This window comes from Streptomyces sp. NPDC002138 (assembly GCF_040296485.1).
In the GTDB taxonomy this organism is placed as follows: Bacteria; Actinomycetota; Actinomycetes; order Streptomycetales; family Streptomycetaceae; genus Streptomyces.
In genome coordinates this window covers 17,310-41,416 of sequence record NZ_JBEOXE010000023.1, presented here as the reverse complement: position 1 = coordinate 41,416, position 24,107 = coordinate 17,310, and the positions used below count along the sequence as shown (strand labels likewise).

General features: G+C 74.1%; 20 protein-coding genes. 13 read left to right on the top strand and 7 right to left on the bottom strand.

Features of this window, described 5'->3' with window-relative positions; translation table 11 throughout:
* The first annotated feature begins 97 nt into the window (after positions 1-97).
* The 3 genes from ABT084_RS17165 to ABT084_RS17155 all read left to right on the top strand — a co-directional run bounded on the left by ABT084_RS17165 (position 98) and on the right by ABT084_RS17155 (position 5,373).
* Positions 98-1,570 (top strand): FGGY family carbohydrate kinase, encoded by a 1,473-nt coding sequence (locus ABT084_RS17165; protein ID WP_351044062.1) that lies wholly within the window; start codon positions 98-100, stop codon positions 1,568-1,570.
* A 141-nt stretch (positions 1,571-1,711) separates the two neighbouring features.
* On the top strand, positions 1,712-3,445 hold the full coding sequence (locus ABT084_RS17160) for an ABC transporter ATP-binding protein (RefSeq protein WP_351044059.1): 1,734 nt from the start codon (positions 1,712-1,714) through the stop codon (positions 3,443-3,445).
* Positions 3,442-5,373, top strand: coding sequence for an ABC transporter ATP-binding protein (locus ABT084_RS17155; RefSeq protein WP_351044056.1), 1,932 nt, complete (start codon positions 3,442-3,444; stop codon positions 5,371-5,373). Before ABT084_RS17160 ends, ABT084_RS17155 begins: the two co-directional genes overlap by 4 nt.
* Before the next feature lie 75 nt (positions 5,374-5,448).
* Here the strand turns inward: ABT084_RS17155 and ABT084_RS17150 are convergent, their stop codons facing one another.
* On the bottom strand, positions 5,449-6,495 hold the full coding sequence (locus tag ABT084_RS17150; RefSeq protein ID WP_502968960.1) for an RNA polymerase sigma factor: 1,047 nt from the start codon (positions 6,493-6,495) through the stop codon (positions 5,449-5,451).
* 189 nt (positions 6,496-6,684) lie between these two features.
* Between ABT084_RS17150 and ABT084_RS17145 the strand changes: the two genes are divergently transcribed.
* A complete protein-coding gene (locus tag ABT084_RS17145; protein WP_351044051.1) occupies positions 6,685-7,290 on the top strand; it encodes a hypothetical protein in 606 nt (201 codons plus the stop codon).
* Positions 7,287-8,321, top strand: coding sequence for a nucleotidyl transferase AbiEii/AbiGii toxin family protein (locus tag ABT084_RS17140; RefSeq protein ID WP_351044048.1), 1,035 nt, complete (start codon positions 7,287-7,289; stop codon positions 8,319-8,321). The genes ABT084_RS17145 and ABT084_RS17140 overlap by 4 nt, the downstream gene beginning before the upstream one ends.
* Positions 8,322-8,339: 18 nt before the next feature.
* Here the strand turns inward: ABT084_RS17140 and ABT084_RS17135 are convergent, their stop codons facing one another.
* From ABT084_RS17135 to ABT084_RS17125, 3 genes are all read right to left on the bottom strand, one after another.
* Positions 8,340-10,547: a molybdopterin oxidoreductase family protein gene (locus ABT084_RS17135; protein WP_502968959.1), complete on the bottom strand. Its 2,208-nt coding sequence runs from the start codon at positions 10,545-10,547 to the stop codon at positions 8,340-8,342.
* Between the two features lie 199 nt (positions 10,548-10,746).
* On the bottom strand, positions 10,747-11,517 hold the full coding sequence (locus tag ABT084_RS17130; protein WP_351044042.1) for a glucose 1-dehydrogenase: 771 nt from the start codon (positions 11,515-11,517) through the stop codon (positions 10,747-10,749).
* A 59-nt stretch (positions 11,518-11,576) separates the two neighbouring features.
* On the bottom strand, positions 11,577-12,191 hold the full coding sequence (locus ABT084_RS17125; RefSeq protein WP_351044226.1) for a SanA/YdcF family protein: 615 nt from the start codon (positions 12,189-12,191) through the stop codon (positions 11,577-11,579).
* 446 nt (positions 12,192-12,637) lie between these two features.
* Here ABT084_RS17125 and ABT084_RS17120 point away from each other — a divergent pair, with 446 nt between their 5' ends.
* The 4 genes from ABT084_RS17120 to dnaG all read left to right on the top strand — a co-directional run bounded on the left by ABT084_RS17120 (position 12,638) and on the right by dnaG (position 18,192).
* Positions 12,638-13,411, top strand: coding sequence for a sirohydrochlorin chelatase (locus tag ABT084_RS17120; RefSeq protein WP_351044039.1), 774 nt, complete (start codon positions 12,638-12,640; stop codon positions 13,409-13,411).
* A 65-nt stretch (positions 13,412-13,476) separates the two neighbouring features.
* Complete coding sequence (locus ABT084_RS17115) at positions 13,477-14,802, top strand: deoxyguanosinetriphosphate triphosphohydrolase (protein ID WP_351044037.1); 1,326 nt, start codon at positions 13,477-13,479, stop codon at positions 14,800-14,802.
* Between the two features lie 93 nt (positions 14,803-14,895).
* Positions 14,896-16,176, top strand: coding sequence for an NAD(P)/FAD-dependent oxidoreductase (locus ABT084_RS17110; protein ID WP_351044036.1), 1,281 nt, complete (start codon positions 14,896-14,898; stop codon positions 16,174-16,176).
* 84 nt (positions 16,177-16,260) lie between these two features.
* Positions 16,261-18,192 (top strand): DNA primase, encoded by a 1,932-nt coding sequence (dnaG, locus tag ABT084_RS17105; protein ID WP_351044033.1) that lies wholly within the window; start codon positions 16,261-16,263, stop codon positions 18,190-18,192.
* A gap of 24 nt (positions 18,193-18,216) precedes the next feature.
* On the opposite strand, the gene ABT084_RS17100 is transcribed toward dnaG, so the two are convergent.
* On the bottom strand, positions 18,217-18,672 hold the full coding sequence (locus tag ABT084_RS17100) for a gamma-glutamylcyclotransferase family protein (protein ID WP_351044031.1): 456 nt from the start codon (positions 18,670-18,672) through the stop codon (positions 18,217-18,219).
* A gap of 232 nt (positions 18,673-18,904) precedes the next feature.
* On the opposite strand from ABT084_RS17100, the gene ABT084_RS17095 reads away from it, so the two are divergent.
* The 4 genes from ABT084_RS17095 (at position 18,905) to ABT084_RS17080 (ending at position 22,985) form a co-directional block, all read left to right on the top strand.
* Positions 18,905-19,606: a hypothetical protein gene (locus ABT084_RS17095; protein WP_351044028.1), complete on the top strand. Its 702-nt coding sequence runs from the start codon at positions 18,905-18,907 to the stop codon at positions 19,604-19,606.
* Positions 19,603-20,970: an ATP-binding protein gene (locus ABT084_RS17090; protein ID WP_351044026.1), complete on the top strand. Its 1,368-nt coding sequence runs from the start codon at positions 19,603-19,605 to the stop codon at positions 20,968-20,970. Before ABT084_RS17095 ends, ABT084_RS17090 begins: the two co-directional genes overlap by 4 nt.
* A gap of 464 nt (positions 20,971-21,434) precedes the next feature.
* Positions 21,435-21,977: a GVDTG sorting domain-containing protein gene (locus ABT084_RS17085; RefSeq protein ID WP_351044023.1), complete on the top strand. Its 543-nt coding sequence runs from the start codon at positions 21,435-21,437 to the stop codon at positions 21,975-21,977.
* A 261-nt stretch (positions 21,978-22,238) separates the two neighbouring features.
* A complete protein-coding gene (locus ABT084_RS17080) occupies positions 22,239-22,985 on the top strand; it encodes a class F sortase (RefSeq protein ID WP_351044020.1) in 747 nt (248 codons plus the stop codon).
* Here the strand turns inward: ABT084_RS17080 and ABT084_RS17075 are convergent.
* Positions 22,957-23,736, bottom strand: coding sequence for a sulfite exporter TauE/SafE family protein (locus ABT084_RS17075; protein ID WP_351044018.1), 780 nt, complete (start codon positions 23,734-23,736; stop codon positions 22,957-22,959). The genes ABT084_RS17080 and ABT084_RS17075 overlap by 29 nt on opposite strands.
* A gap of 36 nt (positions 23,737-23,772) precedes the next feature.
* On the bottom strand, positions 23,773-24,087 hold the full coding sequence (locus ABT084_RS17070; RefSeq protein ID WP_351044015.1) for a hypothetical protein: 315 nt from the start codon (positions 24,085-24,087) through the stop codon (positions 23,773-23,775).
* Positions 24,088-24,107: the final 20 nt, after the last annotated feature.

The window sequence follows — 24,107 nt, the reverse complement described above, 5'->3', positions numbered from 1 at the left end:
GGTCGCGGCCGCCCCGGGCCCGGCGGCGGCGAACCGGACGGTGACGTACCGGACCGCGCCGGACGGGACGCCCCGGCAGTGCGGCAGAATTCACTCCATGGGGATAGTCGCCGGGCTGGACAGCTCTTCCACCTTCACTCGCATCGTCGTCTGCGACACCGATACGGGCGCCGTGCTGCGCCAGGGGTACGCACCCCATCCACAGCACGGCGGCGGCGAACCCGGCGGCGTGAAGACCCACGAGACCGACCCCCAGGCCTGGCTGCTCTCGCTCGGCGAGGCCGCGGGCGGCGGGCTGCTCGAGGGCGTGCAGGCCATCGGGGTCTCCGCGCAGCAGCACGGGCTGCTCGCGCTGGACACCCAGGGGGCGCTCGTCCGTCCGGCCCTGGTCGGCAACGACAAGCGCGGCCAAGTCGCCGCCGCCGAACTCATCGAGGCGCTCGGCGTCGACGGCCACGGCGGGCGTCAGGCCTGGGCGGAGGCCGTCGGGTCCGTCCCGCAGTCCGCGCAGCCCGTCGCCAAGCTGGCCTGGCTGGCGCGCCACGAGCCCGAGGCGGCGCGGCGCGTGGCGGTCCTGATGTCCCCGCACGACTGGCTTGTCTGGCAGCTACTGGGCCGCCCGGCCCGGCGCACCACCGACCGCGGCGGCGCCTCCGGCACCGGCTGGTGGTCGGCGGCCACGGGTTCCTACCGCCCCGATCTCGTCGAGCTGGCGCTCGGCCACCGGGCGATGCTGCCGGAGGTGCTCGGTCCGGCCGACGCCGCGGGGACGACCCCCGAGGGCCTGCTGATATCCGCCGGTACCGGGGAGACCATGGCCGCGGCCCTGGGCCTCGGGCTCGCCCCCGGCGACGCGGTGGTCTCGCTGGGCGCGTCCGGTTCCGTGATGGCCGTGCACCACGAGGCGCTGTCGGAGCCGAACGGCCTGATCACCTCGCTGGCCGACGCCGCCGGGATGCACCTGCCGGTCGTGAACACCTCCAACGCGGTACGGGCCCTGCGCGGCACCGCCGAACTGCTGGGCACCGACCTGGCGGGGCTGTCCGACCTGGCCCTGAAGTCGACGCCGGGCGCGCACGGGCTCGTACTCCTGCCGTACCTGGAGGGCGAGCGGACCCCGAACCTGCCGCACGCCGCCGGGACCCTGTCGGGGCTGCGGCGCGACTCGATGAAGCCGGAGCACCTGGCGCGGGCGTCCTTCGAGGGCATGCTGTGCGGGCTGGCCGACGCGCTCGACGTGCTGCGCACGCGCGGCGTGGAGATCCGCCGGGTCTTCCTGCTGGGCGCGGCGGCCGAGCTGCCGGCGGTGCAGGCGGCCGCGCCGGGACTGTTCGGTACGCAGGTCGTCGTACCGCAGCCCGCGGACTACGCGGCGCTGGGCGCGGCGCGTCAGGCGGCGTGGGCGCTGGGCGTGGCGCAGGGCACGCTGGCCCCGCACACCCCGCCGGTGTGGCCCGCCCCCGCGGGGCAGGTCTTCGAAGCGGGTGAGGACCACGCGGTGTGGCAGGCGGTGCGCCAGCAGTACGTCGCGACGCGCGAGCAGATCCACCCGGGGGCGTTCCAGGCCTAGGCCGTCTCTTCCGGAGAGACGGCCCAGGCCACGCGCGGCGTACTCCTTTTGACCCGGCTTTGCGAAAAGCGGTGGGGATCAAGCCCCCGGTTGGCCGAAGATGGGGTGAACCCCCTCGATCTTGCCGACCGGAGCCTGCGCGTGCTCATACGACTTTTGCGGACCCATCTGGGTCCGTACCGGAAACCCATCGCCTTGCTGGTGCTGCTGCAACTGCTGCAGACCAGCGCCAGCCTGTACCTGCCCACGCTCAACGCGGACATCATCGACAACGGTGTCGTCAACGGTGACACCGGCTACATCCTGTCCTTCGGCGCGCTGATGCTCGGCGTGTCGCTGGTGCAGCTGGTGTGCAACGTCGGCGCCGTCTACTTCGGCGCCCGGACCGCGGCCGCGGTCGGCCGTGACATCCGCGCCGGGGTGTTCGACCGGGTCCAGAGCTTCTCCGCCCGGGAGCTGGGCCACTTCGGCGCGCCGTCGCTGATCACCCGGACGACCAATGACGTCCAGCAGATCCAGATGCTGGTCCTGATGTCCTTCACCCTGATGGTTTCGGCGCCGATCATGTGCGTCGGCGGCATCGCGATGGCCCTGTCCCTCGACGTGAAGCTGTCGGGCGTGCTGGCGGCGGTGGTGCCGGTGCTCGGCGTCGCGGTCGGCGCGATCGTCTGGCGGACCCGTCCGCTCTTCCGTCTCATGCAGACGCGGCTGGACACGGTGAACCGGGTGCTGCGCGAGCAGATCACCGGCAACCGCGTGATCCGTGCCTTCGTCCGCGACGAGTACGAGAAGGGCCGCTTCCGGCAGGCCAACACCGACCTGACCGCGGTCTCCCTGGCCTCCGGCAGGCTGCTGGCCCTGATGTTCCCGACGGTCATCCTCGTCGTGAACATCTCCAGCGTCGCCGTGATCTGGTTCGGCGCGATGCGCATCGACAGCGGCGGCATGGAGATCGGTCAGCTGACCGCCTTCCTCGCCTACCTGATGCAGATCGTCATGTCCGTGATGATGGCCACCTTCATGTTCATGATGGTGCCGCGGGCCGAGGTGTGCGCCGAGCGCGTCCAGGAGGTCCTGGACACCGAGACCAGCGTGACGCCGCCCACCGACCCGGTGCGCGAGCTGGCCCGGCACGGGCAGCTGGAGCTGCGCGGGGCCGACTTCCGCTACCCCGGCGCCGAGGCGTCCGTGCTGCGCGGGGTGGACCTGGTGGCGCGGCCCGGCGAGACGACCGCGGTGATCGGGTCGACGGGCAGCGGCAAGTCCACGCTGCTGGGGCTCGTACCGCGCCTGTTCGACGCGACGGGCGGCCAGGTGCTGGTCGACGGCGAGGACGTACGGCGCCTCGATCCGGCGCTGCTGGCCAAGACGGTCGGCATGGTGCCGCAGAAGCCGTACCTCTTCTCCGGAACCGTCGCCTCCAACCTGCGGTACGGACGTCCCGACGCGACCGACGAGGAGCTGTGGCAGGCCCTGGAAGTGGCCCAGGCCAAGGGGTTCGTGTCCGAGCTGGAGGGCGGCCTGGAGGCTCCCATCGCCCAGGGCGGTACGAACGTCTCCGGCGGGCAGCGCCAGCGGCTGGCGATCGCCCGCACGCTGGTGCAGCGCCCCGAGATCTACCTTTTCGACGACTCCTTCTCGGCCCTGGACTACGCGACGGACGCGGCGCTGCGCGCGGCGCTCGCCCGCGAGACCGAGGACGCGACCGTGGTCATCGTCGCCCAGCGGGTGTCCACGATCCGCGACGCGGACCGGATCATCGTGCTGGACGAGGGCCAGGTGGTGGGCGAGGGACGCCACCACGAACTGATGGCCGGCAATGAGACCTACCGGGAGATCGTGCTCTCCCAGCTGACGGAGGCGGAGGCCGCATGAGCGGGCCCGGTGGACGGATGATGATGGGACCGCCGACGACGCGGTCCCTGGACTTCAAGAATTCCGGCAGGCGGCTGCTGGCGCAGCTGACGAAGGACCGGGCCCCGCTCTGGGGCATGATCGTCGCGGTCGTCGGCAGCGTCGCCTGCTCGGTGGTCGGTCCGAAGATCCTCGGCAAGGCGACCGACCTGGTCTTCGCGGGGATCGTGGGCCGGCAGATGCCGGAGGGGATCACCAAGGCGCAGGCCCTGGACGGGCTGCGCGCCAAGGGCGAGAACGGCATGGCCGACATGCTGTCCGGAACCGACTTCACGCCGGGCCGGGGCATCGACTTCGGCGGCGTCGGCGTGGTCGCGCTCTGGGCGCTGGCCACGTTCACGGCGGCCGGTCTGCTGATGCTGGTGGCGACCCGGCTGGCGAACACCGTGATGAACGGGACGCTGTACCGGCTGCGCGAGGAGCTGCAGGACAAGCTCTCGCGGCTGCCGCTGTCGTACTTCGACCGGCAGAAGCGCGGCGAGGTGCTCAGCCGGGCCACCAACGACATCGACAACATCGGACAGACGCTCCAGCAGACGATGGGGCAGCTGCTGAACTCGCTGCTGACGATCATCGGCGTACTGGCGATGATGTTCTGGATCTCGCCGCTGCTGGCGCTGGTCGCGCTGGTCACGGTACCGATGGCGATCTTCGTCGCCGCGCGGATCGGCAAGAAGTCGCAGCCGCAGTTCGTGGCGCAGTGGAAGGTCACCGGCACGCTCAACGCGCACATCGAGGAGATGTACTCGGGGCACACGCTGGTCAAGGTCTTCGGGCGGCAGCAGGAGTCCGCGGCCCTCTTCGCCGAGCAGAACGAGGCGCTGTACCGGGCCTCGTTCAAGGCGCAGTTCGTCAGCGGGATCATGCAGCCGGTGATGTTCTTCATGTCGAACATCAACTACGTGCTGGTCGCGGTCGTCGGCGGGCTCCGGGTCGCCTCGGGCACCCTGTCGATCGGTGACGTGCAGGCCTTCATCCAGTACTCGCGCCAGTTCTCGATGCCGCTGACGCAGCTCGCGTCGATGGCGAACCTGGTGCAGTCGGGCGTGGCTTCGGCGGAGCGGGTCTACGAGCTGCTCGACGCCGAGGAGCAGGAGGCCGACGAGCTGGTCCAGGACCTTCCGGAGGAGGTCCGCGGCGCGGTCTCGCTGGAGAAGGTGTCCTTCCGCTACGAGCCGGACAAGCCGCTGATCGAGAACCTGTCGCTGTCCGTCGAGCCCGGCCACACGGTCGCGATCGTCGGCCCGACGGGCGCGGGCAAGACCACCCTGGTCAACCTGCTGATGCGGTTCTACGAGGTCACGGGCGGCCGGATCGCCCTCGACGGCGTGGACATAGCGAAGATGAGCCGCGAGCAACTGCGCTCCGGCATCGGCATGGTGCTCCAGGACACCTGGCTGTTCGGCGGCACCATCGCGGAGAACATCGCGTACGGCGCGTCCTCGGCGCGCACGGTGACGCGCGAGGAGATCGAGGAGGCGGCGCGCGCGGCGCACGCGGACCGGTTCATCCGCACGCTGCCGGACGGCTACGACACCGTGCTGGACGACGAGGGCGCGGGCGTCAGCGCGGGCGAGAAGCAGCTGATCACGATCGCCCGGGCGTTCCTGTCGGATCCCGTGATCCTGGTGCTGGACGAGGCGACCAGCTCCGTCGACACCCGCACGGAGGTGCTGATCCAGAAGGCGATGGCCCGGCTGGCGGCCGGCCGTACGTCCTTCGTGATCGCGCACCGGCTGTCCACGATCCGCGACGCGGACGTGATCCTGGTCATGGAGGACGGCTCGATCGTGGAACAGGGCACGCACGAGGAGCTGCTGGCGGCGGAGGGTGCGTACGCGCGCCTGTACGCCGCCCAGTTCGCGCAGGCGGTGGCCGAGGTCGACTGACCCGGTCCGCCGGGTCGTGGATCAGGGGGCGTCCTTCGGGGCGCCCCCTTCGTCCGTCCCGTCCCGCCCCTCCGGTCAGTCCAGGTAGCCGCGGAGCTGGTCGGCGAAGGCGTGGTCGCGCAGCTTGTTGAGGGTCTTGGACTCGATCTGGCGGATCCGCTCGCGGGTCACGCCGAAGATCCGGCCGATCTCCTCCAGGGTGCGGGGGCGGCCGTCGGCGAGCCCGTACCGCAGCTGGACCACCTTGCGCTCGCGCTCGCCGAGGGTGGAGAGCACGGCCTCCAGGTGCTCGCGCAGCAGGAAGAACGCGGCGGACTCCACGGGCGAGGCGGCGTCGCCGTCCTCTATCAGGTCGCCGAGGGCGACATCGTCCTCCTCGCCCACGGGGGCGTGCAGCGAGACCGGCTCCTGGGCGAGCCGCAGCACCTCCAGGACCCGCTCGGGCGTCAGCTCCAGGTGGGCGGCGACCTCTTCGGCCGTGGGCTCGTACCCGCGCTCCTGCAGCATGCGGCGCTGCACGCGGACGACCCGGTTGATCAGCTCCACCACATGGACGGGCACGCGGATGGTGCGGGCCTGGTCGGCCAGCGCGCGGGACATGGCCTGCCGGATCCACCAGGTGGCGTAGGTGGAGAACTTGTACCCGCGGGCGTAGTCGAACTTCTCAACGGCCCGGATGAGCCCGAGGTTCCCCTCCTGCACGAGGTCGAGCATGGTGAGCCCGCGGCCGACGTAGCGTTTCGCCACGGAGACGACGAGCCGCAGGTTCGCCTCGATCAGGCGGCGCTTGGCCATCCGGCCCATGACGACCAGTTTGTCGAGGTCCAGGACGAGACGGGTGTCGAGGCCGGTCGCGGTGCCCAGCTTCTCCTCGGCGAACAGCCCCGCTTCGACGGCCCGCGCGAGCTCGACCTCCTCCGCCGCCGTGAGCAGCTGGATCCTGCCGATCTCGCGCAGGTACTGCCGGAACAGGTCGGCGGACGGCCCGCTTCCGGCGCTGCTGTCGCTCCGCTTGCGCGGCGCCGGCACGTATTCGCTCAGCTCCGGCGCCTCGGGCTCATCGTCCACGGCCTCGACCTCGGGCTCGGGCTCTTCCGCGGCGTCCGCGGCTTGCGGCGCCACTGCGGGTTCGGTCACGGACAGGGTCTGGGTCTGCACGGGGGCGACCTCCAGGGCTCCGAGGACTCAGGCACCGCAACTCAGTGTGGGGTACTACACATCGCTGCCACGAGGGGCGTGCGGACACTTTCTGCGTCCGGTGCGTGACCGGATGGTTACCCCCCGGCGGAAAGCCCGATGCGGATCGGACGCATGTCCGAGATGATCGACATCATGTCCTCGTACGAAACCCACGTGACGGTGCGCTGTCCGGATCCGGCGACCCTGTCCCGCCTCGAAACCTGGGCCGGCGAGAGCGGGTTGAAGGTGACGCACATCGTCCTGGCCCGGGGCCGGATGGTGTCGCAGCCGATGCTGACCCTGCGGGACCGCACGGGGCACCGGGCGCTGCTCCCCCGGCTGCGGACCGCCGGTTTCGACCCGGTGCGGGTCAAGGTGGAGACGGTGCCGTGGACCACGGACGAACCGGGCCCGGGAGGCGGGTACTTCGAGCACCACCTGCGGCTGTGCCTGCCGGCCGGCTTCGACCGGGCGGCCCTGGAGGAGCTGGTCGCCCCGCACGGGGCGCACCTGTCGTGGAACGCCCGGAAGCTGCTGGAGGGCGGGGAGCGCCACGAGCGGTTCGTGACCCAGCGGTGGCGCGGGACGGAGCGGGCGGCCGGGGCGGCGTGCGCCGCGCTGGCGGCCGAGCTGCGGGGCGCGGGGTACGACATCAGCGCGGAGGAGCGCGAGTTCGTGCTGTACGACAGTGACCTGTCGGTGGACGACGGATGGATCGATGAGGGGACCGCGCGATGAGCACTGCGGAGTGGAAGCCGTCCATCGCCGGCGGGCCGGACGACCCGGCGGAGCCGGAGTCGGAGCGGTGGCGGCGGACGCACCAGCCGCCCCGGACGCTGGCGACGGGTGGCGCCACCCCGCCCGTCGGCCGCCCGAGTGACGGCGCCGGGGGCGCGCTGGGCTTCGACCCGGCCCTCAAGCACTTCTCCGACGCCTACCGCCCGCTGGACCCGGCGATCCCGGATCCCGCGGTGCGGGAGGCCTGGCTGCGGGCCCGGCGGGGCGCCATGGAGGTCGCGCTGCGGGCCGTCGCCGCCTCCGGCTGGGCGGACACGCTCGTCCTGCGGGGCAGTGTGCTGATGAAGCAGTGGTTCGGCCCGGCGGCGCGGGAGCCGCACGACCTGGACTTCGTCGTGGTCCCGGCCGACTGGCGGATCGAGGAGGAGCGGACGGGCCGCGTGCTCGACGCGGTCGCGGCGGCGGCCGAGGAGCTGGGCGCGGCGCAGGGCGGCGGGCTGAGCATGCCGGCCGCGGCGGCCGTCTCGGAGTACATCTGGACGTACGAACGCGTCCCGGGCCGCCGCCTCGTGCTCCCCTGGTCGGCGCCGGGGCTGCCCGGTGGCCAGGTCCAGCTGGACTTCGTCTTCAACGAGCCGTTGCCCGTCGCGCCCGAACCGGTCCGGGTCTGCGGGGTCCGGCTGCTCGGCGCCACGAAGGAACTCTCGCTGGCCTGGAAGCTGATGTGGCTGGCCGGCGACCTGTACCCGCAGGGCAAGGACCTGTACGACGCGGCGCTGCTGGCCCAGCACTGCACACTGCCGTACGCGCTGCTGGAGGACGTGTTCCGCGCCTCCGGGGAGTGGGAGGCCGAGGGCGGCACGCTGCCGCCCACCCCGGAGACGTTCGAGGGCCTCGGGAACGCCGACTGGGACGAGTTCGTGAAGGAATACCCCGGAATCGCCTCCTCCGGCCCCGACACCACCGCGGACGGGTACGCACGGCGGCTGCGGGCCGCGCTGGCGCCGATGTTCGAGGAGGGCGCGCGGTGACGCTCCCTCCCCGGCGGGTCAGCCGGCGGTTCGCCGGGGCGGAGCCGGGGAGGGAGTCGACGGCTGCGCGGGGGTCAGGGACTCGACGCGGACCGCGCAGACCTTGAACTCCGGCATCCGGGAGACGGGGTCCAGGGCCGCGTTCGTGAGGGTGTTGGCGCGGCCCTCGCCCGGCCAGTGGAAGGGCATGAAGACCGTGTCCGCGCGGATGGTGTCCGTGATCCGGGCCGGGGCGACCACCCGGCCGCGGCGGGAGACCACGGCCAGCGGGCGTCCCTCCTCGGCGCCGACGCGGGCCGCGAGCCGGGGGTGGATTTCGACGAAGGGGCCGGGGGCGGCGGCGTTCAGCTCGTCCACGCGCCGGGTCTGGGCCCCCGACTGGTACTGGGCCACGACCCGCCCCGTGGTGAGCAGAACCGGGTACTCCGCGTCCGGCACCTCGGCGGCGGCGCGGTGCGAGACCGCGACGAACCGCGCCCGCCCGTCGTCGGTGGCGAACCGGTCGAGGAACAGCCGCGGGGTCCCGGGGTGTGCGCCGCCGGGGGCGGAAACGGCCTGTTCGCCGGGGACGCGCGGGTCGGCGGAGGCGGGCGGGTCGGCGGGGGCGACCGGGGGGGCGAGGGTGGCCAAGGGCTCCGCGTCGGCCGGGGGCTCCGGAGTGGCCGGGCAGGGCCAGAAGACGCCCTGTTCGGCCTCCAGGCGGGCGTAGGAGATGCCCGCGTAGTCGGCCGGGCCGCCGGACGAGGCGCGGCGGAGTTCCTCGAAGACCTCCTCGGGATCGGCGGGGAACCCCTTCTCCACACCCAGCCGGCCCGCCAGCCCGTGCAGGACCTCCAGATCGCTGCGCACCCCCGGTGGCGGGGTCAGGGCGCGGCGGCGGAGCAGGACCCTGCCCTCCAGGTTCGTGGTGGTGCCGCTCTCCTCCGCCCACTGGGTGACCGGAAGGACCACGTCCGCCAGGGCCGCCGTCTCCGAGAGCACCACGTCGGCGACGGCCAGGAAGTCCAGGGACCGGATCCGCTCCTCGATGTGGGCGGCGGCCGGGGCGGAGACCACCGGGTTCGAGCCCATGAGGAGCAGCGCGCGGACGTCGGTGCCGAGCGCGTCGAGGAGTTCGTACGCACTGCGCCCGGGCCCGGGCAGGCTGTCCGGGTCCACGCCCCACACCCCGGCGACATGCGCCCGGGCCGCCGGGTCGGTGAGCTTGCGGTAGCCGGGGAGCTGGTCGGCCTTCTGGCCGTGCTCGCGGCCGCCCTGGCCGTTGCCCTGGCCGGTGAGACAGCCGTAGCCGGAGTACGGGCGGCCCGCGCGGCCCGTCGCCAGGCACAGGTTGATCCACGCGCCGACGGTGTCGGTCCCCTTGGACTGCTGCTCGGGCCCGCGCGCGGTGAGCACCATGGCGGTCTGCGGCGCGCAGAACATCCGGGCGGCCTCGCGCAGTCTGGGCACCGGCACTCCGGTGAGGTTTTCCACGAGTTCGGGCCAGTGGGCCATGGCGGCGGCCCGCGCTTCGGGCCAGCCGGTGGTGCGGGAGGCGATGAACTCCTCGTCCGTGCGCCCTTCCGCGACGACGAGGTGCAGCAGGCCGAGGGCGAGCGCGAGGTCGGTGCCGGGGCGCGGCGCGAGGTGGAGGTCGGCCTGCTCGGCGGTGCGGGTGCGGCGCGGGTCGATGACGATCAGGGTGCCGCCGTTCTCCTTCAGCTCCGTGAGGTAGCGCAGGGCGGGCGGCATGGTCTCGGCGAGGTTGGAGCCGACGAGGATCACGCAGCCGGTGCGCGGTATGTCCTCCAGCGGGAAGGGCAGCCCCCGGTCCAGGCCGAAGGCGCGCTGGTGGGCGGCCGCGGCCGAGGACATGCAGAAGCGGCCGTTGTAGTCGATCTGCGAGGTCCGCAGGGCGACCCGGGCGAACTTGCCGAGCGCGTACGCCTTTTCGTTGGTGAGCCCGCCGCCGCCGAAGACGCCGACCGCGTCGGGCCCGTGCGCGCGACCCGTGCGGGCCAGGCCCTCGGCGACGGCGTCGAGGGCCTCCTCCCAGGTCGCCGGCTCCAGCCGCCCGGTACGGGTGCGGATCAGCGGCTGGGTCAGGCGCACCCGGGAGGAGAGCACGGCCGGGGCGGTGCGGCCCTTGCCGCACAGCGCGCCCCTGTTGACGGGGAAGTCCGCACGCTCCTCCACCACCACGGTGGCGCCCTCGCCCTCCGGGCCCGGGGCGCGGCGGAGGTTCATGCCGCACTGCAGGGCGCAGTACGGGCAGTGCGTGGCGGTGGCCCTGTCCGGTGCCGCGGCACCGGCCGTGGCCGGGGTGGTACTGCCGGTCGCGGCGGAGGTGACGTCCCGAGGGTGCATACGGCCACCCTGCGGTCGCGCTGTTACGCGGGCCGCCGCTCCCCGTTACGCGTCCGGTACGACGGTCTCAGCGCCCGGTTCACTGCCCGGTGAGGTAGCGGACGGTGAGCCCGGCCGTCCAGCCGCCGTCCACGGCCAGCTCCGCGCCGGTCATGTAGCCCGCGGCGTCGGAGAGCAGGAAGGCGACGGCGGCGGCTATCTCCTCGGGGGCGCCGACCCGCCCCATCGGGGTGCCCGGGTAGTTCCCCTCGCCCGCGTGTATGCCGACGGGCGCGGTCATCGGGGTGAGCGTCATGCCCGGGTGCACGGAATTGACCCGGATCCCCGCCTCGGCCAGCTCGACCGCGCCGATCTTCGACAGGCCGCGCACCCCCCACTTGGAGGCGCCGTACCCCGCCGTGAGCGCGAGCCCGGTCAGGCCCGCGGCCGAGGAGATGTTGACGATGGAGCCGCCGCCATGGGCCCGGAGCAGCGGGATCGCGGTCTTGATCCCGATGAAGACGCCGACCAGATTGACCTCGAGGACCTGGCGGAAGTGCGCGACGCTCTCGTGTTCCAGGAACTGGCCGGTGGATATGCCCGCGTTGTTGACGAGCCCGTCGAGCCGGCCGAACTCGGCGACCGCGTGGTCCAGAGCCGCCTGCCAGTCGCTCTCGCTGGTCACGTCGTGCCGGAGGAAACGCGCCGCCTCGCCGAGCTCCTCCGCCGTGGCGGCGCCCTCGGCCTCCAGGACGTCGGTGATGACGACCTTGCCGCCGCCGGCCACCACGGCCCGGGCCGCCGCGGCGCCCAGGCCCCGGGCTCCTCCGGTGATGACGACGACCTTGCCGCTCAGATCCACACCAGCCACGCTTCCACACCTCTTACGAAAAGGGATATGACTGTTCGGTATACACGCGCCGGGCGGCGTCAGTCTGCCAGAGCGGCCAGGGCCCGCGACACCCCTTCCTCCTTGGGTCCCAGGAAATGCGGCTTCGGCTGGAACACCGCGTCCACCGCGGCCTTGCCCGAGGCGAACACCTCGCGGACGCCGCCGTAGTACCAGGTCTCGTCGTGCGCCTGGTCCACTCCCACCCCGTACGACTCGACGCCCGCCGCCTCGCACAGCGCCACCGCCCGGCGTATGTGGAAGCCCTGGCTGATCAGCACCGCCCGGTGCACTCCGAAGATCTCCCGGGTGCGCACACAGGAGTCCCAGGTGTCGAAGCCGGCGAAATCGCTGACGATCCGCGCGTCCGGCACGCCGTGGCGCGTGAGGTAGGCCCGCATCGCGTCCGGCTCGTCATACTCCTCGCGGCTGTTGTCCCCCGTCACCAGCACGACCTTGACCCGGCCCGCCCGGTACAGCTGGGCCGCCGCGTCCAGCCGGTTCGCCAGATACGGGGTCGGCTGCCCGTCCCACAGGCCCGCGCCGAAGACCACGGCCACCTCGGCCGCGGGCGCGTCCGCCGTCGTGCGCAGCCGGTCCCCGGCCGCCGCGTGCGTCCACGCCGAGGGCAGCAGCGCGAGCACGCACCCGAGCATCACCCCCCGCACCACCCTGCGCCGCACCCGCACGGAGCCCCACCCCGTGCCCGGACCCGAGCCCGACGCGGAACCCGAGTCCGAACCCGGGTCCGACCCCGCGCCCGCACCCGATCCCGACCCGTCCCCCGACGCCGCCTTCAACCGGAACGTGAACCTCATGACCCATCCCCCCTGTGCCGTGCACTCCATGCCGTGCACCCCATTCGCACACGTTGACGAACCGGAGCCGCTCCCCAGTTCCCCCCACCTCACCTTTCACTCGTACGAATGAGCGGGTGAGCACCCGGAAAACACCCGTCACGCCCGCGCAACGACCCCGCAACGTGCACCCGCCACGATCGGTCCATGTCGGCACCCGGCACCGGCGCCCGGCACCCGGCCCCCCACGCCCCGCGCCCCGCGCCCCGCGACCGCCGGAGGCCCCGGCCCCAAGGAGCCCCCGCATGCAGCAGCCCACCCTCGTCGCCGTGGCCCACGGCAGCCGCGACCCCCGCGCCCTGCACACCGCCTCCGCCCTCCTCGACCGCGTCCGCGACCTCCGCCCCCGGCTCCGGGTCCGGCTCGGCCACATCGAGCTGAACGAACCCCTGCTGGACACCGCGCTCGCCGACCTCGACCCCGGCCGGGCCGTGCTCGTACCGCTCCTCCTCGGCCGTGGCCACCACGTCAAGCACGACCTGCCCGGGGCCGCCGCCCGCGCCCCCCACCTGCGCGTGCGCGTCGCCGCCCCGCTCGGACCGCACCCCCTGCTCGTCGAGGTGCTGCGCGACCGGCTCCTCGAGGCGGGCTGGGTCCCCGGCACCGCCGTCGTCCTGGCCGCCGCCGGGTCCCGCGACCCGGACTCCGCCGCCGACACCCGCCGCACCGCCGCCCTGCTCTCCGAACGCCTCGGCGGGGTCCCCGTCGTCGCCGCCTACGCCTGCGCCGCCGCCCCGGGCGTACCGGAGGCGCTGCGGGCCCTCGCCGCCTGCGGCCACCACCGGACCGCCGTGGCCTCGTACTTCACCGCGCCGGGCCGGTTCGCCACCCAGTGCGCGGCCACCGCGCCGGGACCGGCCGCCGACCCGCTCGGCGCCCATCCGGCGCTCGCCCGGCTCGTCCTGCGGCGCTACGACGCCGCCCTGGCCGGCCGGTTCGGGCGGCCCGGAGCCCTCCCGCGACCCGCCGCGGCCGCCCGGTCCGGCCATCCGGACCAGCGGGAACTGGCCACCGCGTAGGGCCGCGCAGGGCCTCGTACGTTCGGATTGCTCCGATTGTCGGTGTCTCCGGTTAACGTCTGAGCATGGAAGGCATGGAAGGCACCACCCCCGTCCCGTCACCCGCCTCGTACGATCCGGCCGCCACCGAGCGCTGGGCCACCGAGCCCGACAAACGCCCGGGCCGGACGGCCTTCCAGCGCGACCGCGCCCGCGTGCTGCACTCCGCCGCGCTGCGCCGCCTCGCCGGGAAGACCCAGGTGGTCACCCCCGGCACCCGGTCCTACGACTGGGACGCCAGCCCCCGCACCCGGCTCACCCACTCCCTCGAATGCGCGCAGGTCGGCCGGGAGCTCGGCTGGGCGCTGGGCTGCGATCCCGACCTCGTCGAGGCCGCCTGCCTCTCGCACGACATGGGCCACCCGCCCTTCGGGCACAACGGCGAGGAAGCGCTCAACGAGTTCGCCAAGGACTGCGGCGGTTTCGAGGGCAACGCCCAGTCGCTGCGGCTGCTGACCCGGCTGGAGCCCAAGCGGTTCGCCCCGCACCCCGGCACCGGCGAGATGGTCAGCGTGGGCCTTAACCTCACGCGGGCCTGCCTGGACGCCGCCACCAAGTACCCGTGGGCCCGCGGCGACCACCCCACCGACCCCGGCTCGGTGAAGTTCGGGGCGTACGAGGACGACCTGCCGGTCTTCGAGTGGCTGCGCGGCGGCGCGCCCGCCGACCGCAAGTGCTTCGAGGCCCAGGTCATGGACTGGGCGGACGACGTGGCGTATTCGGTCCACGACTTCGAGGACGGTCTGCACGCGGGCCACCTCGATCCCAACCTGCTCTTCGCCGAGCCCGAGCGGGACGCGATCTGGCGCGTCGCCATCGGGCGCTACGTACCGGCGGACACCGATCCCGAGGAACTGCGCGCGGCCCTCGACCGTTTGATGGAACAGGAGTGGTGGCCGCACGGCTACGACGGCTCCGCGGTCGCCCAGGCCCGCCTGAAGGACGCCACCAGCCAGCTGATCGGCCGCTTCTGCCTGGCCGCGGAGGGCGCCACCCGCGCCGCGTACGGCACCGGCCGGCTCACCCGGTACGCCGCCGAACTGGTGGTCCCCCGCGAGGCGCGCCACGAGTGCGCCGTCCTCAAGGCGGTCGCCGACCTGTACGTCATGCAGCGCGACGAACAGGAGCGCCTGCGGGCCGACCAGCGCATCGTCCTGGCCGAACTCGCCGAGGGGCTCAGCGCCCGCGCCCCGGAGGGCCTGGACCCCCAGTTCCGGGCGATCTTCGACGCCGCGCCGGACGAAAAGGCCCGCAAACGCGCGGTCATCGACCAGATCGCCTGCCTCACGGACGCCGCCGCCCGCTCCCTGCACTCCCGTGTCGCGCTGCACCCGCGACGCGCCGGGAGGTGAGCCGATCGGGCCACTGCCCCTTCACGCGGCAGGCTCAGTGCGGGACGCTCGCATGTGGTCGCATGTGGCGGAGAGGTTATGAGGAGGCATCAGGTGGTCGACGCACACCGGACGTTTGTCATCGTCGGCGGAGGGCTGGCCGGAGCGAAAGCAGCTGAAACGCTGAGGTCGGAGGGGTTCACCGGCCGGGTCATCCTCATCGGCGACGAGCGCGACCACCCCTATGAACGGCCACCCCTGTCGAAGGGGTACCTCGCGGGCAAGGAGGAGCGCGAGAGCGTGTTCGTGCACGAGGCCGCCTGGTACGCCCGTGCGGACGTCGAACTCCACCTCGGCCAGCCCGCCGTCCAGCTGGACCGGGACGCCAAGAAGGTGGTCCTCGGCGACGGCACGGTGGTGCACTACGACCGGCTGCTGCTGGCCACCGGCTCCGAGCCGCGCCGCCTCGACATCCCGGGCACCGATCTGGCCGGGGTCTACCACCTGCGCCGGCTGGCCCACGCGGAGCGGCTGCGCGGGGTCCTGGCCACGCTGGGCCGGGAGAACGGCCACCTGGTGATCGCGGGCGCGGGCTGGATCGGCCTGGAGGTCGCCGCCGCCGCCCGCGGCTACGGCGCCGAGGTCACCATCGTGGAACCGGAGGCGACCCCGCTGCACGCGGTGCTCGGCCCGGAGCTGGGCCGGGTCTTCGCCGACCTGCACGGCGAGCACGGCGTCCGCTTCCACTTCGGCGGCCGCCTCACCGAGATCAGCGGCCGCGACGGCATGGTGCTGGCCGCCCACACCGACGACGGCGAGGAGCACCCGGCGCATGCGGTGCTCGCCGCGATCGGCGCGGCGCCGCGCACCGCGCTCGCCGAGACCTCCGGGCTCGCCCTGGTCGACCGGCAGCACGGGGGCGGCATCGCGGTGGACGCCTCGCTGCGCACCTCCGACCCGGACATCTTCGCCGCCGGTGACGTGGCCGCGGCCCACCACCCGCTGATGGGCACCCGGCTGCGGGTGGAGCACTGGGCGAACGCGCTCAACGGCGGGCCGGCCGCGGCGCGGGCCATGCTGGGCCAGGAGGTCTCGTACGACCGCGTGCCCTACTTCTTCTCCGACCAGTACGACGTGGGTCTGGAGTACTCGGGGTACGCGCCGCCCGGCGCCTACGACCAGGTGGTGATCCGCGGGGACCTCGCCAAGCGGGAGTTCATCGCCTTCTGGCTGTCCGGGGGCCGGGTGCTCGCCGGGATGAACGTGAACGTGTGGGACGTCACCGAGCCCATTCAGGCACTGATCCGCGCCGGGGTCGAGGTCGACCGTGACGCCCTGGCGGACCCGACCGTTCCGCTGGCCTCGCTGGTCCCCTCCGCGGAGCGGGCCGGGTAGCCCCCGGACCCCCGGCGGGGAGGCCCGCGGGAAGGGGGAGGGGTGGCGGGCGGGATTGTCCGAGCCCGGCCGTAGACTTCACGGGTGGCAGGCAGGATCAACGACGACGATGTGAAGGCGGTCCGGGACGCGGTCCCGATCGACGCCGTCGTGTCCGAGTACCTCCAGCTGCGCAATGCGGGCGGCGGCAACCTCAAGGGCCTCTGCCCCTTCCACGACGAGAAGTCCCCCTCCTTCCAGGTCAGCCCGAGCAAGGGGCTCTACCACTGCTTCGGCTGCCAGGCGGGCGGGGACACCCTCGACTTCATCATGAAGATCGACCACCTCTCCTTCTCGGAGGCGGTCGAGCGGCTGGCGGGCACCGCCGGAATCACCCTGCGCTACGAAGAGGGTGGCTACACCCCCGGCCAGAGCGGGCGCGGCGAGCGCATCCGGCTGGTCGAGGCGAACAAGGCCGCCGCGGTGTTCTACGTCGACCAGCTGGAGAGCCCCGAGGCGGAGATCGGCCGGAAGTTCCTGGCCTCGCGCGGCTTCGACCAGGCCGCGGCCGCCCACTTCGGCGTCGGCTACAGCCCGGCCGGGTGGGACCACCTCACCCGCTTCCTGCGCGGCAAGGGCTTCACCGACAAGGAACTGATCCTCTCCGGCCTGTCCCAGGACAGCCGCAGCGGCAAGCCCATCGACCGCTTCCGCGGCCGCCTCATGTGGCCCATCCGCGACATCACCGGCGAGGTCGTCGGCTTCGGCGCGCGCAAGCTGCGCGACGACGACAACGGCCCCAAGTACCTCAACACGCCCGAGACCCCGATCTACAAGAAGTCCCAGGTCCTCTACGGCATCGACCTGGCCAAGAAGGAGATCGCGAAGACCTCCAGCGCGGTCGTCGTCGAGGGCTACACCGATGTCATGGCCTGCCACCTGGCCGGCGTCACCACCGCGATCGCGACCTGTGGCACGGCCTTCGGCGGGGACCACATCAAGATCCTGCGCCGTCTGCTGATGGACAACGCCACCGCCGAGGTGATCTTCACCTTCGACGGTGACGCGGCCGGGCAGAAGGCGGCGCTGCGGGCCTTCGAGGACGACCAGAAGTTCGCCGCCGAGACCTCCATCGCGATCACCCCCGGCGGCATGGACCCCTGCGACCTGCGGCTCGCCGAGGGCGATGCCGCCGTGGCGGCGCTGGTCGCTTCCCGCACCCCCCTGTTCGAATTCGCGCTGCGGCAGATGGTGGCCCGGCACAACCTGGAGAACCCTGCGGGCCGCGCCGCCGCGCTCGACGAAGCGGCCCCGGTGGTCGCCGCCATCAAGAACATCGCGATCCAGCACGAGTCGGCGGTCCAGCTCGCGGGCATGCTGGGCATCCGCGACGAGCAGTTCGTGGTCAAGCGCGTCTCCCAGGTGGCCCGCTGGGCCCGCGACCGGGGCGGCCGCCCCGGTCAGGGGCAGGGACAGCAGCAGGGCGGCCGGGCCCGGCCCGGTCACGACCAGGGCCACGGCCAGGGCTCCCCGGAGCCGGCCGCGCACGCCCCGGGCCCCGCTCTGAACCTGCGCAGCCCCGCCCACCGCACCGAGCGCGAGCTGCTCAAGCTGGCTCTGCAGCGCCCGGCCCTGGTCTCCCCGGCCTTCGACGCCTACGGGCCGGACGAGTTCACCGCCCCGCCGTACGCGACGGTCCGCCAGGCCATCCAGGACGCGGGCGGCGCCTCCCTCGGCACCGACGACTATCTCGCCCGGGTCCGCGAGGCCGCCCCCAACGACACCGTCCGCGCGCTGGTCACCGAGCTGGCCGTGGAGGCCATCCACGCCAAGACCGTGGACGAGATCTACGCCGGGGTCCAGCTGGTCCAGGTCCGGCTGCGCGCGGTCGACCGCCGGGTCCACGAGATCCAGGGCACCCTGTCCCGGCTCGGCCCGAACGCCCCGGCGGAGCAGCTCGCGGCCGTCCAGGAAGAGCTGTGGATCCTCCAGCAGTACGGCCAGCGCCTGCGCAACCGGGGAGCCGAGGGGCTGTAGGGGAGCCCGGGGGCGCCCGCGCTCCTACCGGCTCAGCCAGTCGCCGCCCGGGATCGGGGTGCCGGACTTCGCCAGGGCCGCCGCCAGCGCCGGGGCCGCCAGGTAGACCCACGCGAGGGCCGCGGTGCCGTCGGGGCGCAGGGTGGTGCGGCGGACCCGCTCGTAGAGGTTCAGCGGGCTGGCCGGCCCGTGGTACTCCTCCAGCCGGTCCAGCTCCGCCAGCAGCCGCGCGTACTGCCCCGGCGCGGCCGCGATCAGCTCCCCGGCCGTCTGGGCCCCGGCGCACTGAACGGCGTACGGATAGCCCGGACCGTCGTAGAGCAGCGCGTCCGGGAGCCGGGCGGGCTCCTCGGCGCGGGTGCGGCCGCGCAGGAAGGCGTCGTGGTTGACCTGGCCGGGGCGCAGGGTTCCGTAGACGAAGAAGGGCAGCTCCTCCGCGACGCCCGGTTCCGGTTCTTCTGGCCGATCGACTGATGTCACGGGTGGCCCCCCTCGGATAGAACGGTACGGAACAGGCGGAACGGGACCACCTGCCCGGCCGGTTGACCCGGGCGGGCGCCCCGGCCCCGCACGCCCGGACCACCGTACGCACCCCCGTCTCCGACGGTTCCACTCCCCCATGACCGGACCCATGACCCGCCCCTTGACCCGATCCACGACGCGACCCCCGCTCCGGCCCTCGGCCCGACCCTCGGCCCGGCCCTCGGCCCGGTTGTCCCGTCGCGCCACCGCCGCCCTGCTGTGCGCCTGCGCTCTCGCCGCGGGTGGCTGCGCCGCGCCCGGCGGGCTGGCCTCCGGCGAAGCCGCGCCGCCCGTCTCCTCCCCTCCCCGGCCCGATCCGCTCTGGCCCGCCTGGACCGAGCGCTCGGACAGGGCCCCCGGCGTCGAGGTGGGCACCCGGGTACCCCCGCCGCAGCCGCTCCCGGGCGGCCCCGGGGTGCCGAAGGGCGGTCTCGGGGCGATGGAGTACCTGGATATCCTGCGCGCCGACCCGCTGATGAGGCCGTACACCTGCCGGGGGACGATCAGCGCCCCGGGCCGGGCCGGGGTCCGGCCGCCCGTCTACCAGCGGCTGACCGGAAGCGGCGGCCCGGCGCTGATCGCCGCCGCCGACACGGAGAGCGGCCGCTCGGTGCTCGCCGTGTACACCGTGGCCGGGGACCGGGTCGTGCCCGTCCTGCACACGACCGGCCTGCGCATGCAGGTCGAGGTGACCGGCGGCGACCTGCTCGTACGGACGAATCCCGACCGGGGCGTCGAGCAGGCCGTCCGGTTCCGGTGGGACGGCGCGCGGATGACCGTGGCGAGCGAGGAGAAGCATTACAACGAGCCGGAGCCCGCTCCGGGTTCCGGCTCCGGCCCGGACGCCGGCTCCGGCTCCGGCTCCGGCTCCGGTTGGGCGTCCGGCCGGTGAGGCGCTCCCTGTTCCGCTGCCGCCGTCGCCTCCGGGCCCTCGGCCTGCGCTGGAAGATCGCCGTACTGCTCGCCGTCGGGTGCTCGCTGGTCGCGGTCACCATCGGGTTCTTCATCCACCGGGCCCGCGCCCACCAGGTGTCCGCGGCGGCGCGGGCCGCTGCGACCGCGCAGCTGATCAGGGTCCGCCAGGTGTACGAACTGACCGGGCGGCTCGACCCCGGCAGGACGGCCGGGACCGCCGCCGAGGTCGACGCGCGGGACGTCCCGCCCGCCCTGCGCGAGACGGCGCTCGCCGGGCGGCGCAGCACCTACCTCGACCTGGCCGGCGCGCACCCCTCGGTCTGGGCCGCCCGGCCGATCGACGGCGGGCACGTGCTGTCGGTGCGCCAGCCGCTGGGCGCGGAGCAGGAGGAACTGGCCGACCTGGACGGGCAGCTCGTGACGTACGGCGTCGTGGTCGTCGCGCTCGCGGCCGTCGCCGGGGCCCTGCTGGCCAGTCGGCTCAGCAAGGAGCTGCGGACGGCGGCCGAGACGGCCCGCCGGATCAGTGAGGGCGACCTGGACGCCCGGATCGGGCCGTCGGGAGTGCCGGGCAGCCGGGACGAGGTGGCCGAACTCTCCTCGGCCGTGGACTCGATGGCTGCCACCCTCCAGGGCCGGCTGGAGGCGGAGCAGCGCTTCACCGCTGATGTCGCGCACGAGCTGCGCACCCCGCTGACCGGGCTGCACACGGCGGCCGAGCTGCTGCCGGAGGGTCGCCCGACCGAGCTGGTACGCGACCGGGTGGCCGCCCTGCGCGGCCTCACGGAGGACCTGCTGGAGGTGGCTCGCCTGGACGCGAACCGCGAGGAGGCCACGCTGGACGTCCACCGCCTGGGCCCCCTCGTCGCCACGATCACGGCACGGTCGGGGGTCCCCGCGAAGATCACGTCCACGCCCGCTCCCGAGCACGGCGCGGGGGCCGGTCAGGACGCGGAAGCGAGCTCCGGTCGGGGGGCCGGGCCGGATGAGGGGGTGTACGTGCGGACTGACGTGCGGCGGCTGGAGCGGATCCTGGGGAATCTGCTCGTCAATGCCCGCAAGCACGGCGGCGGCGCGGTCGAGGTCACCGTCGCCGGGACCACGGTCGCGGTGCGGGACCACGGCGCGGGGTATCCGGAGCGGGTGCTGCGCGAGGGCCCCCGGCGGTTCCTGACCGGCACGGTCGAGCGCGGGCAGGGCACGGGCCTCGGCCTGACCATCGCCCTGGGGCAGGCCCAGGTCATCGGGGCCCGGGTGGAGCTGTCCAACCCGGCGGACGGCGGCGCACGCGCCCTGGTCACGCTCCCGCCGGGCCCGGCACCCGAGGCAACGCCCGACTGACCACCGGCCCGCCCCGGCCCCCGCGCCCCGCCGGGGGCTCTGGTTGCGCTCCCGCAGGGCTGACCAGGCGCCCCGAGCCCGCGCCCGCACCCGCGCCCGCGCCCGCGCCCGCGCCCGCGTCCCGCCGAGCCCCCCGTCGCGCTTCCGGGGAGCGGCGGGACCCGAGGCAACGCCCCCACCGGCCGCCCGCCCCGGGCCCGCACCTGCGTCCTGCCACCCCCACGGCGCCGGGCCCCCGTCACGCTCCCGCCGGGAGCGGCGGGGCCCGAGGCCGCGACCCGGCCCCGCGCCCGGGTCCCGTCACCCGGACGGGGCGGGGGCACCCGGATGGCCGCCTGGCGGGTCTGACGTGCCGCGATGGCGGGACACGCCCGGGCCGGGCCGCAATCTGACACCCCATCAGGAGGCGCCCGGCACGCACCCCGGCTTACCTCGGAACACGACCCCGTTTCCCAGGAGCCCCCATGCGCCGACGCACCGCCCACGTGCTCACCGCCACCGCACTGACCGCCGTCGCCTTCGCCGGTCCGGTCGCGGGAGCGGTGGCCGCAGCGGACTTCGGCGTGGGGAGCTTCGCACCCGGGGACTTCGCGCAGCTGGAGGTCTGGCCCAAGTCGGCCGCCCCCGGCGCCACCGTCACCGTGAACACCTCCGCCTGCGGGCACGGCAGCCACGCCGAGGGGGACGCGTCCACGGTGGGCGGCGGCAGGTTCACGCTGACGCCGGGCACCCGCAAGGGGGTGGTCGTGGGCCAGTTCCAGGTGTCCCGGGACACCGCGCCCGGCACCTACGAGATCGGCGCGACCTGCGCGGACGGCAAGTTCGCCACCGGCGACCTGGTCGTCACCGAGCACGGCCCGCAGGGCCGTGTCCGGACCGGAATGGGCGGTGGTACGACGACCACCGCCGACCCCACCAAGATCGCGGCGGGAGCGGCAGTGCTGGCCGTGGCCGCCGTCGGCGGTACCTGGCTCCTGCGTCGCCGGGCGAGCGGCACGCGGAGCTGACGGACGCCCACCGCGGCTCGCGCCGCGGTCCGCCCGGTACCGCCCCGCCGTCGCCCGCTCCCGCGAGGTCCCCCCCGTTCGCGGGGCCGGGCGACGGCCACCGACACCCTCCACCCGCCCGAGAGCCCACCACGGCCACCACGGCCATCCCGGGCATCCCGGGCACTACTGACACGCCCCAACAACCACAGCAACCACTGCAACCACTGCAACCACGAAACACCCGCACCACAGACAGACACCGGCAGCAAGGGGGCACGCATGCGCACCTCCAGCCACCACCGTCACCCCAGCCCCCACCCCAGCCCCCGCCCCAGCCCCCGCGCCGGTCGCGGCGGCCTCGTCGCGCTCGCCGCCTGCCTCGGCATCTGGCTGGTCACCAGCGGCTCCGCCGAGCCGGTGCACCCGCCCCGGCCCTCCCCCGCGGACGCCCTCACCGCGAAGCCCCTCGGCCCCGGGGACGCCGCGCCGCTCCCCGGCTCCCCGCCCCGGCGGATCCGGATCCCCGCCATCCGGGTGGACGCGCCCCTGACCGGGCTCGGCCTGGAGGCCGACGGCAGCATCGAGGCCCCGCCGCCCGGCCGCCGCGAGCTGGCCGGCTGGTACCGCGACGGCACCACTCCCGGCTCCGTCGGCACCGCCGTCATCGCCGGGCACGTCGACACCGCCACCGGCCCGGCGGTCTTCTACCGGCTGGGCGCGCTGCGCCGCGGGGCGCTGATCGAGGTGACCCGCGAGGACGGACGTACCGCCGTGTTCACCGTGCACGCGGTGGAGGTCTACGACGCCAGGGCGTTCCCGGACCGGCTGGTCTACGGGCCCGCGCCGCGCGCCGAACTGCGCGTGATCACCTGCGGCGGCGCCTTCTCGCCGCGCACCGGCTACCAGGGCAACGTGGTGGTCTTCGCCCACCTCACCGCCACCCGGCAGGAGCCGGCGGCCTCCCGCCGGGAAGCGCTCGGCCCCACCACCGCGGGCCTCAGCCCCACTGCTCCAAGCCGAGCTTGACGACCAGCGCGGACACCACGGTCAGCAGCACCACCCGCACGAACCCGCTGCCCTTCTTCAGCGCCATACGGGCGCCCGCCATCCCGCCGATCAGGTTGAACACCGCCATCAGCGCGGCCAGCTCCCACATCACCTCGCCCTTGGAGGCGAAGACGGCGAGCGCCCCGGCGTTGGTGCCGACGTTCACGATCTTGGCGGTCGCGGAGGCCGTGACCAGGTCGAGGTGGAGCAGCGCCGTCAGCGCGAGGACGAGGAAGGTGCCGGTGCCGGGGCCGATCAGCCCGTCGTAGAAGCCGATGCCGAGACCGGCCAGCCCGATCGCGGCGACCACGCGCCGACGACTGACGGGTCCGGTGGCCGGGGCGGAGCCGAAGCCGGGGCGGAAGATCACGAACCCGGCGACCAGCAGCAGAACCACCATGATCACCGGACGCATCGTGTCCTTGCTGAACATGCCCGCCAGCAGCGCCCCGCCCCCGGCCCCGGCCATCGCGGCCAGCCCGATCCGGAGTGCGATCCGCACGTCGACCGGGGCCTTGCGGGCGTACGTCACCGCCGCGCCCGTGGTGCCGACGATGGCCACCGCCTTGTTGGTACCGAGGGCGTGCGTCAGCGGGACGTTCGCCGGGAGGCCGAGCATCAGGGCGGGCAGGAGCAGCAGTCCGCCGCCGCCGACCACCGCGTCGATCCAGCCCGCCGCGGCCGCGGCCACGCACAGCACGATGATCATGGTCGTTGATATGTCAGGCACGGCCCGACCTTATGGATCCGGTGGGTGCAAGGGCCATCAATCCCGCGAAACTTGCGCAAGGTTTGAGCTTTGACCAGCGGGGCTCCGGTCCGGGGCCGCCGGAGCGGACGGCTCCACCACCGCTGTCAGCACCGTCGCGGCGAGCACACTGGCCAGCCCGAGCCCGGCCGCGACCCGGCGCGCGGCCGGTACGGAGGCCAACGCCGCCGGTACGGAGGCCAGCGCGCCCGGCAGCGCGAAGCGCACCGGCGGCTTGCGGTGCCGGGCCCGGGCCCGCGCGGCCGACCGGGCGGGCGGGGCGGCGGACACCGGCCCGGCGACGGGCAGGGCGACGTGCAGCGGGTGACGCATGGAGCGGTGGCCTCTCGGGG

Excerpts from the sequence above, each read along its gene's own strand:
- ABT084_RS17165 (WP_351044062.1), top strand. The coding sequence starts at position 98 with ATGGGGATAGTCGCCGGGCTGGACAGCTCTTCCACCTTCACTCGCATC.
- ABT084_RS17155 (WP_351044056.1), top strand. The coding sequence starts at position 3,442 with ATGAGCGGGCCCGGTGGACGGATGATGATGGGACCGCCGACGACGCGG.
- ABT084_RS17145 (WP_351044051.1), top strand. The coding sequence starts at position 6,685 with ATGTCCGAGATGATCGACATCATGTCCTCGTACGAAACCCACGTGACG.
- ABT084_RS17140 (WP_351044048.1), top strand. The coding sequence starts at position 7,287 with ATGAGCACTGCGGAGTGGAAGCCGTCCATCGCCGGCGGGCCGGACGAC.
- ABT084_RS17135 (WP_502968959.1), bottom strand. The coding sequence starts at position 10,547 with ATGAACCTCCGCCGCGCCCCGGGCCCGGAGGGCGAGGGCGCCACCGTG.
- ABT084_RS17125 (WP_351044226.1), bottom strand. The coding sequence starts at position 12,191 with ATGCTCGGGTGCGTGCTCGCGCTGCTGCCCTCGGCGTGGACGCACGCG.
- ABT084_RS17120 (WP_351044039.1), top strand. The coding sequence starts at position 12,638 with ATGCAGCAGCCCACCCTCGTCGCCGTGGCCCACGGCAGCCGCGACCCC.
- ABT084_RS17115 (WP_351044037.1), top strand. The coding sequence starts at position 13,477 with ATGGAAGGCATGGAAGGCACCACCCCCGTCCCGTCACCCGCCTCGTAC.
- ABT084_RS17085 (WP_351044023.1), top strand. The coding sequence starts at position 21,435 with ATGCGCCGACGCACCGCCCACGTGCTCACCGCCACCGCACTGACCGCC.
- ABT084_RS17080 (WP_351044020.1), top strand. The coding sequence starts at position 22,239 with ATGCGCACCTCCAGCCACCACCGTCACCCCAGCCCCCACCCCAGCCCC.
- ABT084_RS17070 (WP_351044015.1), bottom strand. The coding sequence starts at position 24,087 with ATGCGTCACCCGCTGCACGTCGCCCTGCCCGTCGCCGGGCCGGTGTCC.